The following is a 13,075-nucleotide window of genomic DNA, read 5'->3' on the forward strand; positions in this document are numbered from 1 at the left end:
CGACAGCCCGAAACCCGGCAGCCACCAAGCCCCACGGGCCCAATCGCCGCCCGAAGCGCGGTAACCCCGCAGCCCGAGCACCGACCGCAACCGGCGGAGCGGGCGGGTACACCGACCCGAGCCGACCGACTACACAGCCAACCCGGGCGCCGGGAACCGCCCCAAGAACTCCCGCACCTCACCCCGCACGCGAGACTCCTCGTCCTCCGACCCCCCGACCACCCGATCGATCCACCCGGCGACCAACGCCATGTCCTCCACCCCCACGCCGCGCGACGTCAGCGCCGGCGTCCCCAACCGAATCCCCGACGGGTCGAACGGCGACCGGGTATCGAACGGCACCGTGTTGTAGTTGACCACGATCCCCGCCCGATCGAGCGCCCGCGCCGCGACCTTGCCCGGCACCCCGCGCCGCGTCAGATCCACCAGGAGCAGGTGCGTGTCCGTCCCGCCCGACACCAACTCGAACCCGCGCGCGGCCAGTTCCTCCCCCAGTCGCCGCGCGTTCGCCACCACCTGCCGCGCATAGGCCCGGAAGTCCTCCGTCGCCGCCTCGCGCAACGCGACCGCGATCGCCGCCGTGGTGTGGTTGTGCGGTCCCCCCTGCAGGCCCGGGAAGACCGCCTTGTCGATCGCCTTGGCGTGCTCGGCGCGACACATCAGCATCGCCCCGCGCGGACCCCGCAGCGTCTTGTGCGTGGTGGTGGACACCACGTCCACGTGCGGGACCGGCGAGGGGTGCACCCCGGCCGCGATCAGCCCGGCGATGTGCGCCACGTCCGCGACCAGGATCGCGTCCACCTCGCGGGCGATCTCCGCGAACGCGGCGAAGTCCACCGTGCGCGGCACGGCCGTACCGCCACAGAAGATCAGCCTCGGCCGCTCCCGCAGGGCCACGTCGCGCACCTCGTCGAGGTCGGTGCGCCCGGTGTCCGCGCGCACCCCGTAGCGCACGCCCCGAAACCACGTCCCGGTCGCGGACACGCCCCAGCCGTGCGTGAGGTGCCCGCCGCTCGGCAGCGCCATGCCCAGCACCGTGTCGCCGGGCCGGGCGAAGGCGAGGTAGACCGCGAGGTTGGCCGGCGAGCCCGAGTAGGGCTGCACGTTGGCGTGCTCCACGCCGAACAGCGACTTGGCCCGCTCGCGCGCGATGTTCTCGATCGGGTCGACGTTTTGCTGGCCCTCGTAGTAGCGCCGGCCGGGATACCCCTCGGAATACTTGTTGGTGAGCACCGTCCCGGTCGCCTCCAACACGGCGGCGGAGACGTAGTTCTCGCTCGGGATCAGCCGCAGCGTGTCCTGCTGCAGGGCCTCCTCGGCCCGCACGAGCGACGCGATCTCCGGGTCGGTGCGGCCGAGTTCGACATGGCGGTCCATCATTCCTCCGGCTCGGTTCACAACGGGATGTGAGCCGGGTGCCCAGGCGGACGACACCTCGTCGGCGGAACCACCGCTCCCCCGTGGTCATTCCACGTGTACGCCAGTCGCGGCACGGTCAGCATACGGAGCGCGACCGGCATCCGTCCCCCCATTACGCACTGATGATCGAAAGTCACGAATAAGGCTCGTTGCGTGGGGCAGGGCTTGTGGCGAACGCCACACCAGGCGTACGACAGGACATCGGAAGGCGACATCTGTCCACCCTCGGGGGAAATTCGTGGCGGAAGTGGTTCTGGATGGGGTCGGAAAGGTTTACACCGATGGCACGAGAGCGGTCACCTCGCTCGATCTGAGCGTTGCGGACGGGGAGTTCCTGGTATTGGTCGGTCCGTCCGGATGTGGCAAGACCACCGCGTTACGCATGGTGGCCGGCCTGGAGGAGATCAGCGAGGGCACGGTCAGCATCGGGGATCGGGTGGTCAACCGGATCCCCTCGCGGGATCGGGACGTGGCGATGGTGTTCCAGAGCTACGCCCTGTATCCGCATCTGAACGTGCGGGACAACATCGGATTCGGGCTCAGATTAAGGAAGTTGCCCAAGGCGGAGATCCGCGAGCGGGTCGACCGGGCGGCGCGGACGCTGGGGCTGGCCGAGCACCTGGGCCGCAAACCGCGCCAACTCTCCGGCGGACAGCGGCAACGGGTGGCGATGGGCCGGGCGATCGTCCGTGAGCCCCAGGCGTTCCTGATGGACGAACCGCTGTCCAATCTCGACGCGAAGCTACGCGTGCAGATGCGCGCCCAGATCGCTCGGCTGACCCGCGAACTCGGCGTCACCACGCTGTATGTGACGCACGATCAGACCGAGGCGATGACGCTCGGCGATCGGGTCGCGGTGATGAAGAAGGGGGTGCTCCAGCAGGTCGCGCCACCCCAGGAGTTGTACGACCACCCGGTCAACCTGTTCGTGGCGGGCTTCATCGGCTCGCCCGCGATGAACCTGCTCACCGGCGAGCTGACCCGCGACAAGGCGGGCGACTTCGCGGTGAGCGTGGGCAGTCAGCGGTTGTCCGTGCCCGCCGAGGTGCTCGCCGCCCGGCCGGCCCTGGGCGGATACGCCGGGCGGTCGCTGATCGTCGGCATCCGGCCGGAGGACCTGCACGACGCCGCCTTGGAGGGCGCCGAGCCCGCGCCGGGCGCGGTGTTGCGGGCCGAGGCCGACCTGGTCGAGGCGATGGGCTCCGAGGTGCTGGTCCACGTGAGCGTGGACGCACCGCCGGCGGTGACCGAGGACGTCCAGGAACTGGCACGCGACGTCGGCGCGGAGGAGCAGGTGCCCGATCCGGACGCGGCGCACTCCGAACTCGTGGCCCGCTTCGGCCCGCGCACCCGTGCCCGCGAGGGCGCGGGCGTGGTGATGCGGGTGGCGACCGACCGACTGCACTTCTTCGACCCGGAGACGGGTCTGTCCATTACGGAGGATGCGTGAAGCGGCTTGTGGGCGCCTTGGCGGTCGCCTCGATGCTCGCCATGGGTCTCGCGGCCTGCAGCGACGACGGCGACGGCAAGGACAAGAAGAGCGACTCGACGCCCAGCGGCGGCGGTGCGCCGGTACCCAGGCTCGACGGCACCACGGTGAGCGTCGCGGCGGTGTGGACCGGTGACGAACAGGCCGCGTTCAAGAAGGTGCTCGCCGACTTCGAGAAGCGTACGGGGGCCAAGACCGAGTTCATCCCCACCGGCGACAGCGCCTCCACGTTCCTGGGCCAGCGGGTCGAGGGCAACGCGCCGCCGGACGTGGCGTTCCTGGCCCAGCCCGGCGTACTCCAGCAGTTCGCGCAAAAGGGCTGGATCAAGCCCCTCGCGCCGGACGTCCAGCAGAGCGTGCAAGCCAACTTCTCCGGCCAGTGGCAAAAGCTCGGCTCCTACCAGGACAAGCTCTACGGCGTGTACTACAAGGGCGCCAACAAGTCGCTGATCTGGTACAACGCCAAGGTCTACGAGAACGCCGGCGCGACCGAGGCGAAGACCTGGGACGACCTGCTCAAGAACGCGGGCCTGATCTCCGACTCGGGCACACCGCCCTTCGCGATCGGCGGCGCCGACGGCTGGGTGCTCACCGACTGGTTCGAGAACATCTACCTGAGCCAGGCGGGCCCGGAGAAGTACGACCAACTGGCCAAGCACAAGATTCCGTGGACCGATCCCTCGGTGAAGGCCGCGCTGGAGACGCTGGCCCAGGTCTTCGGCAAGAGCGACTGGTTCCCCGGCGGCTCCGGTGGCGTGCTCCAGACCGAGTTCCCCGCGTCCGTACCGCAGGCGTTCGGCGATCCGCCGAAGGCGGGCATGATCGCGGGCGGCGACTTCATCGGCACCAACATCATCAAGGACACCAAGGCCAAGATCGGCGCCGACGCGAAGTTCTTCGGCTTCCCCGCGGTCGGCACCGGCAAGGCGCCGGTGGTCACCGGCGGCGACGTGGCGGTGGCGATGAAGGACTCCCCCGGCGCCCAGGCGCTGCTGAAGTATCTGGCCTCGCCGGACGCGGCCAAGGTGTGGGCGCAGCAGGGCGGTTACCTCTCGCCGAACAAGAACCTGGACTTCGCGGCCTACCGCGACGACACCACGCGCGGGATCGCGAAGAACCTGATCGCGGCGGGCGAGGACTTCCGCTTCGACCTCTCCGACCAGGCGCCGGCGGCGTTCGGCGGCACCAAGGGCGAAGGCGAGTGGCGCGACCTCCAGGACTTCCTGCGCAATCCCTCCGATGTCGCGGGGGCGCAGGCCAAACTGGAGGCGGACGCCGCCAAGGCCTACTCGGCCGGGTGATCGACGGCCATGAGTGACAAGGCACCCGCACAGGTCGCGGTGCCCGAGAAGACAAAGCCGACGCCCGCGCGCGAGACGCGCGGGCTCGGTTCGGGCACCCTGCTCGGCTGGCTGTTCCTGCTGCCGGCCGTCGTCATGCTCGCCGTCCTGGTCGCCTATCCGATCGTGTGGTCGCTGATCCGCAGCCTGTTCGGCGCGGACGGCTGGTCGGACTTCGTGGGGATCGACAACTACAAGGAACTGTTCACCGACGACAACACGTTCACCGCGCTGAAGAACAACCTGATCTGGGTCCTGGTGGTGCCCGCCGCGGTCACCGCGCTCGGCCTGGTCTTCGCGGTACTCACCGAACGTGTGCGCTTCGCCACCGCGTTCAAGCTGATCGTGTTCATGCCGATGGCGGTGTCCATGCTGGCCGCCGGCATCACCTTCCGACTGGTGTACGACCGCGACCCCGACCAGGGTGTGGCCAACGCGGTGCTGACCAGCGTGCACGACGTGTTCAGCGAGGGCGCGCCCTATCCCGGCGCCCGCCCGCGCAACGACGCCGTACTCACCCCCCAGGGCGGCGGCTTCGTGACCAGGGCCGGTACCGCGGCCGACGGCACCGCGCTGCTGCCGCTGGTGGCGCTGCCCGCGAACAAGATCCCCGGTGACGCGCAGAACGCCCGGCCCGGCGTGCCGCCCGCCGGCGGCCTGGGCGGCGTGGTCTGGGTCGACTTCAGCAAGGGCAACGCCGGCAAACCCGGCGTGGTCGACCCGGGCGAGAAGGGGCTGCCGGGCGTGAAGGTGGAGGCGGTCCGGGGCGGACACACCGTCGCGAGCGCGACCACCGGCAAGGACGGCTCGTTCACCCTGCCCGCGTCCGCCGCCAAGGACGGCCCGGTGCAACTGCGGCTGGCCGCGTCCAACTTCGCCAAGTCGTTCGCCGGCTACGACTGGCTCGGACCGAACCTGATCACCGCCGCGATCATCGGCGCCTACATCTGGATGTGGGCCGGCTTCGCGATGGTGCTGATCGCCGCGGGCCTGGCCGCGATCCCCCGGGACGCGCTGGAGGCGGCCCGGGTGGACGGCGCGACCGAGTGGCAGGTCTTCCGCCGGGTCACCATCCCGCTGCTCGCGCCGGTGCTCGTGGTGGTGATGGTCACCCTGGTGATCAACGTGCTGAAGATCTTCGACCTGGTGTACATCATCTCGCTGGGCTCGTCGCAGAAGGAGGCCAACGTCCTGGCCCTGCAGATGTACATCGCCTCCTTCGGCGGCGGCAACAACCAGGGCCTGGGCAGTGCCATCGGCATCCTGCTGTTCCTGCTGGTGCTGCCGGCGATGTTGTTCAACATCCGTCGCTTCCGAAGGGAGAACCGGTGAGCGCGCCCGCGGCCCCCGACCTGACGAAGCCCGCCCCGCCGCCACGACCGGAGATGGGGATCAAGCGCGGCCTCGCCTCGCGAATCGTCGGCCGCACCGGCGGCGGCCTGGCGGCGGTCCTGCTGGCGCTGATCGCGCTGTTCTGGCTGATGCCCACGTTCGGCCTGCTGGTGTCCTCGCTGCGCGATCCGCAGGAGATGAGCAAGTCCGGGTGGTGGAAGGTGCTCGGCAAGCCGAGCGACCTGACCTTCTCGAACTACGACAAGCTGCTCGACAACAAGGACATGACCCGGGCGTTCCTCAACACGATCTGGATCACCGTGCCCAGCACGCTCCTGGTGATCCTGATCGGCTCGCTCGCCGCCTACGCCTTCGCCTGGCTGGAATTCCCCGGTCGGGACTGGCTGTTCCTGGTCGTGGTCGGGCTGCTCGTGGTGCCGGTGCAGGTGGCGCTGATCCCGATCTCGAAGTTGTACGGGGACACCGGGCTGTTCGGCACGATCACCGGCGTGGTGCTCTTCCATGTCGCGTTCGGCCTGCCGTTCGCGGTGTTCCTGCTCCGCAACTACTTCGCGGGCATTCCGCGCGATCTGCTCGAGGCCGCGCGGATGGACGGCGGTACGGACCTGACCATCTTCTTCCGGGTCATCCTGCCGCTGGGGCTGCCCGCGATCGCCTCGCTCGGCATCTTCCAGTTCCTGTGGGTGTGGAACGACATGCTGATCGCGCTGATCTACGCGGACACCGAATCGGCGCCGCTGACAGTGGCCCTGCAGTCGCAATCCCGGGCGTTCGGCGCCAACATCGACGTGCTGGCCCCCGGCGCGTTCCTGTCGCTGATCGTCCCGGTGCTCGTGTTCTTCGGCTTCCAGCGCTACTTCGTGCAGGGCGTGATGGCGGGCGCCGTGAAGTAGTCGACCGATGGGCGACGGCCGCGGGGCGGTCCGGTGACTTCCGGACAACCGCCTCGCGGCCTCGGCGTTTCGTGCCGGACTCGTTACGGATACCGCCGTCGGGAACGCGATTCCGTGTGGCATCGTCCGAAGGCGTAGGGTGCCACCCCTGTTGCGGAACCGGTTCGGGGGCGCATCAAACGGGGGGCAAAACGTCATTTCGGGGGAACAATGAGGGGAAGTCGTCGGATCGGTTTTCTCCGCACGCTGCTGATCGCGTTGGCCGTCGAGACACTGCTGATGAGCGTGGGCGCGGGCACGCTGGCGGTGATGTCGTTCGCGGTGCGCGACGACCGCAAGAGCCTGGACGGGCTCGGCGATCTGCTGCTGGTCGCGTCGGTGTTGTGCGCGGGCATCGCCGTGATGTGCGGTTTCGGCGTGGTCGGGGTGCGCGAGGCGCTGCGGCGCGGCACCGGCGCGCTGGGACGTGCGGCCGCGGTGGGCCTGATCCACGTGTTCGTCGCGCTGGTGGCGATACTGATGGCCTGCCCGACGTGGTCGATCCTGGTGGCCGGTGTGCCGGCGGTGGTCTACCTGCCGTGCTGGTGGGCCGTGCGCGAGCGCAGCCGACACGAACTGCTCATGCTCGAACCGTAGAAGGCTCGCGGAACACGCGCACCACAGGCCGCCGGCCCGGAACCCCTCGGGGTTGCGGGCCGGCGGTCGTTCGCGTCGGTCAGCTCTTGGCGCCCGTACGCAGCAGCGTGCGGATCACCCGCATGGCGACCGACAACGTCGCCAGGTCGTAGCTCTCCGCCTCCTGCAACTCCTCCAGCGTGGACCGCGCCCGCACCAGCACCGGCGCGTTCTTGTCCTCCCACGCCTTGAACCGCATCTCCGGGGTGTCCTCCGGCTCGCCGAAGGCGAGCACGTCGGCGGTGAGCCCGGCCTGCGCCGCGTACAGGTCCTCGCGCAGCGAGGCCCGCGCCATCGACTTCCACCGGTCGCTGCGCGGCAGTTCGATGATCCGGTCGAGCAGGTGCGCGATCGGCAGCCGGTCGGCGATGTCGAAGTACACCTGGGCGACGTCGACCACACCGCGATCGGATTCGGTCGCCACCTCGACGATGTCCAGGGCCGCGTACGCCGAGGACATCCCGGCCACCGCGGTGGCCAGTTCGGTGGGCACGCCCGCCGCGGTGAACTGCTCGTACAGCCCGTCCATCCAGGCCAGGTCCGAGCCGCGCAGCACCTTGGGCAGGTGTGCGACCACCTCGGCCACGCCGTCGCGGAACAGCTCCACCTGCGCGGCGATGTCGATCTCGCGCCGGCTGCCCAGGAACCAGCGGGTGGCCCGCTCGATCAGTCGCCGGCTGTGCAGCCGCAGGGTGGTCTGCATCTCGGCCGGGACCTTGTTGTCCAGTGCCGCGATGGCGCCCATGATCCGGTCCGCGCCGAAGATCTCCCGCGCGGTGATGTGCGCCCGGGCGACCTCCTCCGCCGACGCGCCGGTCTCCTCGCGCATGCGGAACATGAACGTGATGCCCGCGAGGTTGACCACCTCGTTCACCACGACGGTGGTGATGATGTCCCGGCGCAGCGGGTGCCGGTCCATCTGCTCGACGAACCTCGCCCGCAGCGCACTCGGGAAGTAGCGGTACAACTGCCGGGCCAGGAACGGGTCGTCGGGCAGGTCGGAGGCGATCAGGTCCTGGGCCATCACGATCTTCGTGTAGGCCAGGAGCACGGCCAGTTCGGGCTGGGTCATCGCCTGGCCGTTCTGCTGCCGCTCGCGGAGCTGACGATCCGTCGGCAGGAACTCGATCTCCCGGTCGAGGTGCCCGTCGCGAACCATCCGGCGCATGTACCGCATGTGCACGTGCAGCAGGCTGGACGCCTGTGCCACCGCGTTGGCCAGCGCCCAGTTCTGGCCGTAGTTGGCGGCCAGGACCAGGTGGCCGACCTCGTCGGTCATCTGCGCGAGCAGTTCGTTGCGCTGCTTGCCGGTCATGTCGCCGGCGGCGGTGACCTGGTTGAGCAGGATCTTGATGTTCACCTCGTGGTCCGAGGTGTCCACGCCCGCCGAGTTGTCGATCGCGTCGGTGTTGATCCGGCCGCCCGCGAGCGCGAACTCGACCCGGCCCAGCTGGGTGCAGCCCAGGTTGCCGCCCTCGCCGACGACCTTGACCCGCAGGTCGGCGCCGTTGACCCGGATGGCGTCGTTGGCCTTGTCGCCGACGTCGGCGTGCGACTCGCCGCTCGACTTGATGTAGGTGCCGATACCGCCGTTCCAGAACAGGTCCGCGGGGGCCTGCAGGATCGCCTTCATCAGCTCGGCCGGGGTGAGCCGCACGAGTCCGTCGCGCAGCCCGAGGGCCTCGCGCACCTGCGCGCTGATCGGCACCGACTTCGCGGCGCGCGGGTACACGCCGCCGCCGGCGGAGATCAGGCTCGTGTCGTAGTCCGCCCACGAACTGCGCGGCAGGTCGAACAACCGGCGGCGCTCGGCGAAGGAGGCCGCCGCCTCCGGGTTCGGGTCCAGGAAGATGTGCCGGTGGTCGAAGGCGGCGACCAGCCGGATGTGCTCGGACAGCAGCATGCCGTTGCCGAACACGTCGCCGGACATGTCGCCGATGCCGACGACGGTGAAGTCCTCGGTCTGGGTGTCGTGGCCCAGCTCGCGGAAGTGGCGCTTGACCGACTCCCACGCGCCGCGAGCGGTGATGCCCATGCCCTTGTGGTCGTAGCCGGCCGAACCGCCGGAGGCGAACGCGTCGCCGAGCCAGAACCCGTACGACTCGGCCACCGCGTTGGCGATGTCGGAGAACGTCGCGGTGCCCTTGTCGGCGGCCACCACCAGGTAGGTGTCGTCGCCGTCGTGGCGCACCACGTCGGCCGGCGGCACGACCTCGCCGTCGACGAGGTTGTCGGTGATGTCGAGCAGGGCGCCGATGAAGGTGCGGTAGCAGGCGACGCCCTCGGCCAGCCAGGCCTCGCGGTCGCTCGGGTCGGGCAGTTGTTTGCAGACGAAGCCGCCCTTGGCGCCGACCGGCACGATCACCGTGTTCTTGACCATCTGCGCCTTGACCAGGCCCAGGATCTCGGTGCGGAAGTCCTCGCGCCGGTCGGACCAGCGCAGCCCGCCGCGCGCGACCGCGCCGAAGCGCAGGTGCACGCCCTCGACCCGGGGCGAGTAGACGAAGATCTCGAACCGGGGCCGCGGCGCCGGCAGGTCCGGGATCTGGTGCGGGTCGAACTTCAGCGAGAGGTAGTCGTGCGCCTCGCCGTCCTCGCGGTGCTGGAAGAAGTTGGTCCGCAGGGTGGCCTTGATCATCGCCAGGAAGGAGCGCAGGATGCGGTCCTCGTCCAGGCTGGCGACCTGGTCGAGCGCGCCCTCGATGGCCTCCACGATGCCGTCCACCAACTCGGTGCCGGCCTGCTGGTGGCCGGGCGAGAAGCGGGCCTCGAACAGATTCACCAGGAGTCGGGTGGTGTGCGGGTTGGAGACGAGGACACCCTCGATGTAGTCCTGCCCGAAGGTGACCCCGGCCTGGCGCTGGTACTTGGCGTAGGCGCGCAGCACCATCGCCTGACGCCAGGTCAGCCCGGCCCGGAAGACCAGCGCGTTGAACCCGTCGTTCTCCGCACGCCCGGTCCAGGTCGCCGAGAACGCGTCCTGGAACAGCTCCTTGACGTCCTCGGGCTGCCCGTACATCGCCGAGGCGTCGTAGCGCAGGCCGAAGTCGTACACCCACGCCACGGTGCCGTCGGCGCGGTGCAGCTCGTAGGGCCGCTCGTCGACGACCTCCAGACCCATCCGCTGCAGGATCGGCAACACCTCGGACAGCGAGACGTAGTCGCCGATGCGGTAGATCTTGAAGCGCCGCTCGCCCGGCAGTGCTCCTATCGGCTCGTACAGGTGGAGCGTGAAGTCCGCCTCGGGGGTCAGTTCCTCGACCCGCTTGAGGTCGGCGACCGCGGTCCGGGGCGGGAAGTCCGACTTGTACCCCTCGCTGAACGCGTGCGCGTAGCGGCGGGACAGTTCGGACGCGCTCTCCTCGCCGCATTCGGCGACGAGGGCCTCGCCGAAGTCGTCGATCCAGGAGCGGGTGGCCTCGGAGAGCAGGCGCTCGATGTAGTCCACGTCCGGGTCGCCGAGTTCGGCGCCGGTGGGCACCCGCACGGTGAAGTGCAGGCGGGCGAGCACGGACTCGGTGTTGCGCGCGGTGTAGTCGATGACGGAGCCGGCCAACTCGGCGAGCAGGATGTCCTGCATCTTGAGCCGGATCTCGGTGGTGTACCGGTCGCGCGGCAGGTAGACCAGGGCCGAGTAGAACCGGCCGTACTCGTCCTTGCGCAGGAACAGCCGCAACCGGCGCCGCTCCTGGAGGTAGAGCACGCTGATCACGATGTCGTGCAGTTCGTCGACGGCGATCTGGAACAGGTCGTCGCGCGGGTAGGTCTCCAGGATCTGCAGCAGGTCCCGGCCGTCGTGGCTGACCGGCGGGAAGCCGGCCTTGTCGAGGACCGCGTGCACCTTGCGGCGCACCACGGGGATGCGCTGCACGCTGTCGGTGTAGGCGGCGGAGCTGAACAGCCCCAGGAAGCGCCGCTCGCCGATCACGTTGCCGGCCGCGTCGAACTTCTTCACGCCGATGTAGTCGAGGTAGGCCGAGCGGTGCACGGTGGCCCGCGAGTTGGCCTTGGTGAGGATCAGCAACTGTTTCTCCCGGGCCTTGGCCCGGGCCTGGGTGGACAGTCGACTGAAGGACGCCGACAGGTCCTGGTCGGCGCGCAGGATGCCGAGCCCGGTGCCGGGCACCGCGCGCAGCACGTCCTCGTCGTTCTCGCAGACCAGGTCGTACTCGCGGTATCCCAGGAAGGTGAAGTGATCCTCGGAGAGCCAGCGCAGCAGCTCCCACGCCTCGCCGATCTCCTCCTCCGGCAGCGCCGGCGGCGGGTCGTTGGCGAGTTCGTCGGCCAGCCGCAGCGACGTGTCGCGCATCTTGGCCCAGTCCTCGACCACCTCGCGCACGTCGCTGACGATCCGCTGCAACCCGCTCTCCACCGCGCGCAGGTCCTCGCGGTCGGATTCGCGGTCGATCTCGATGTGCATCCAGGACTCGACGAGCGCGTCCTCGGGCACCCCGTGTGCGTCGGTGGTGTCCACGATCTCCAGCAGCTCGCCGGCGATGGTGCGCCTGACGATCAGCTGCGGGTGGATCACCACGTGGATGCTGCGTTCCTGGCGGGAGAGTTCGTTGGTGACCGAGTCCACCAGGAAGGGCATGTCGTCGGTGACCACCTCGACCACGGTGTGCCCCGACGCCCAGCCGTTCTCCTCGACCGTGGGCGTGTACGCCCGGACCCGCGCGGTGCCCTGGGGGCGCTGTGCCGCGAGTCGACAGTGCGAGATCGCCGCACCGTATACGTCGACCGGGTCGCGGTCGATCAGGTCGTCGGGTGCGGTGTGCCGGTAGTAGCGGGACAGGAGGACATCGAGGTCCACCCGGTTCGGGCCCTCGGGCCCGCCGCCTCCGTGCTGTGACGATGCCGCCCGTGCCGCGTCCGCCGCTCGGGCGAGAAGCTCCGCCTTCGCCTCGTCCAGCTTGCTCTGCATGATGCTGCCGCTCCTGTCGCGCGCCGTTGCGTGACCATTGCCGTCCCCGGGCGTGCCCGGCCGTGTACTGCCGGTACCCGCTTTGTCGCGAGTACCTGTTTCAGGCGACGTCGGCGCGTCGGTGGTGGTTCCGGGACTCCGTCGTCTCGGCCCGCGACCCGCACGGCGTCGCCGCATCGTCAGGCTACTCGCGTGGTCCTCGGCCGCCGAGAGGGGATCTCGGATCACCCTGTAAGTAATTTTCGGTTATGCCCGGACACCCCGTACCCCTCTTGCCCTGAGCCCCGCGGTTGCGAAGCGCCGGCGATTGCCCATTGCCCCGGGGCGGACGCTCGGGGCACCGTGGTGCGGGAGCAACGACACGACACGGGCGGACGAACTCGGTGGGGAGACGATCGTCATGGCCAAGAAGGTGCTGTTGATCACGGGCGACGCGGCGGAATCGCTCGAGGTGCTCTACCCGTACCAGCGGCTGCGCGAGGAGGGCTACGACGTGCACGTGGCCGGGCCCTCGCGCAAGAAGCTCAACTTCGTCGTGCACGACTTCGTCGACGGCTACGACACCTTCACCGAGAAGCCCGGCTACACGTGGCCGGCCGACTTCGCCTTCGTGGAGGTGCGGCCGGAGAACTACGTGGCCCTGGTGCTGCCGGGCGGCCGGGCCCCGGAGTACCTGCGCAACAACCCGGTGGTGCAGCGCATCGTGCGGCACTTCTTCGAGGCCGAGAAGCCGGTCGCGCAGATCTGCCACGGGCCGCTGGTCAGCGCCGCCGCGGGAGTGCTGAACGGGCGGCGCACCGCCGCCTACCCGGCGATCGCGCCGGACGTACGGGCGGCGGGCGCCACCTGGGTGGACGGCGAGGCCGTCGTCGACGGCACCCTGGTCTCCGCCCGCGGCTGGGTCGACCACCCGGCCTGGATGCGCGAGTTCGTCCAGATCCTGCGCGCCAAGGCACCGGCCTGAGCCGGGACGCCCGAGCGC

At 69.7% G+C, this 13,075-nt stretch carries 8 protein-coding genes and 1 riboswitch; of the genes, 6 read left to right on the forward strand and 2 right to left on the reverse strand.

Features of this window, described 5'->3' with window-relative positions; translation table 11 throughout:
• Positions 1-129 precede the first annotated feature (129 nt).
• Complete coding sequence (gene glyA, locus ACFRCG_RS26625) at positions 130-1,380, reverse strand: serine hydroxymethyltransferase (protein ID WP_380035866.1); 1,251 nt, start codon at positions 1,378-1,380, stop codon at positions 130-132.
• Positions 1,381-1,410: 30 nt separating this feature from the next.
• Positions 1,411-1,498, reverse strand: a riboswitch (ZMP/ZTP riboswitch).
• A gap of 159 nt (positions 1,499-1,657) precedes the next feature.
• Here glyA and ACFRCG_RS26630 point away from each other — a divergent pair.
• From ACFRCG_RS26630 to ACFRCG_RS26650, 5 genes are all read left to right on the forward strand, one after another.
• On the forward strand, positions 1,658-2,869 hold the full coding sequence (locus ACFRCG_RS26630) for an ABC transporter ATP-binding protein (protein ID WP_380035869.1): 1,212 nt from the start codon (positions 1,658-1,660) through the stop codon (positions 2,867-2,869).
• Positions 2,866-4,209, forward strand: coding sequence for an ABC transporter substrate-binding protein (locus ACFRCG_RS26635; RefSeq protein WP_380035872.1), 1,344 nt, complete (start codon positions 2,866-2,868; stop codon positions 4,207-4,209). The genes ACFRCG_RS26630 and ACFRCG_RS26635 overlap by 4 nt, the downstream gene beginning before the upstream one ends.
• Before the next feature lie 9 nt (positions 4,210-4,218).
• Positions 4,219-5,580 (forward strand): ABC transporter permease subunit, encoded by a 1,362-nt coding sequence (locus ACFRCG_RS26640; RefSeq protein WP_380035875.1) that lies wholly within the window; start codon positions 4,219-4,221, stop codon positions 5,578-5,580.
• Positions 5,581-5,633: 53 nt separating this feature from the next.
• The gene (locus tag ACFRCG_RS26645; RefSeq protein ID WP_380003143.1) at positions 5,634-6,494 is read left to right on the forward strand and encodes a carbohydrate ABC transporter permease; all 861 of its coding nucleotides are present in this window, start codon (positions 5,634-5,636) and stop codon (positions 6,492-6,494) included.
• Positions 6,495-6,704: 210 nt separating this feature from the next.
• Positions 6,705-7,130 carry a hypothetical protein gene (locus tag ACFRCG_RS26650; protein ID WP_380035878.1) on the forward strand — a complete coding sequence of 142 codons (426 nt, stop codon included), beginning with the start codon at positions 6,705-6,707 and terminating at the stop codon, positions 7,128-7,130.
• A gap of 79 nt (positions 7,131-7,209) precedes the next feature.
• On the opposite strand, the gene ACFRCG_RS26655 is transcribed toward ACFRCG_RS26650, so the two are convergent.
• A complete protein-coding gene (locus ACFRCG_RS26655; protein ID WP_380035881.1) occupies positions 7,210-12,093 on the reverse strand; it encodes an NAD-glutamate dehydrogenase in 4,884 nt (1,627 codons plus the stop codon).
• Between the two features lie 400 nt (positions 12,094-12,493).
• Between ACFRCG_RS26655 and ACFRCG_RS26660 the strand changes: the two genes are divergently transcribed.
• On the forward strand, positions 12,494-13,057 hold the full coding sequence (locus ACFRCG_RS26660; RefSeq protein WP_380035884.1) for a DJ-1/PfpI family protein: 564 nt from the start codon (positions 12,494-12,496) through the stop codon (positions 13,055-13,057).
• Positions 13,058-13,075: the final 18 nt, after the last annotated feature.

Origin of the sequence: Embleya sp. NPDC056575 (assembly GCF_042793325.1) — a bacterium.
Taxonomy (GTDB): domain Bacteria; phylum Actinomycetota; class Actinomycetes; order Streptomycetales; family Streptomycetaceae; genus Embleya.

Coding starts and splice junctions, on each gene's coding strand:
- glyA (WP_380035866.1), bottom strand. CDS start 1,380: ATGATGGACCGCCATGTCGAACTCGGCCGCACCGACCCGGAGATCGCG.
- ACFRCG_RS26660 (WP_380035884.1), top strand. CDS start 12,494: ATGGCCAAGAAGGTGCTGTTGATCACGGGCGACGCGGCGGAATCGCTC.
- ACFRCG_RS26645 (WP_380003143.1), top strand. CDS start 5,634: ATGGGGATCAAGCGCGGCCTCGCCTCGCGAATCGTCGGCCGCACCGGC.
- ACFRCG_RS26640 (WP_380035875.1), top strand. CDS start 4,219: ATGAGTGACAAGGCACCCGCACAGGTCGCGGTGCCCGAGAAGACAAAG.
- ACFRCG_RS26655 (WP_380035881.1), bottom strand. CDS start 12,093: ATGCAGAGCAAGCTGGACGAGGCGAAGGCGGAGCTTCTCGCCCGAGCG.
- ACFRCG_RS26650 (WP_380035878.1), top strand. CDS start 6,705: ATGAGGGGAAGTCGTCGGATCGGTTTTCTCCGCACGCTGCTGATCGCG.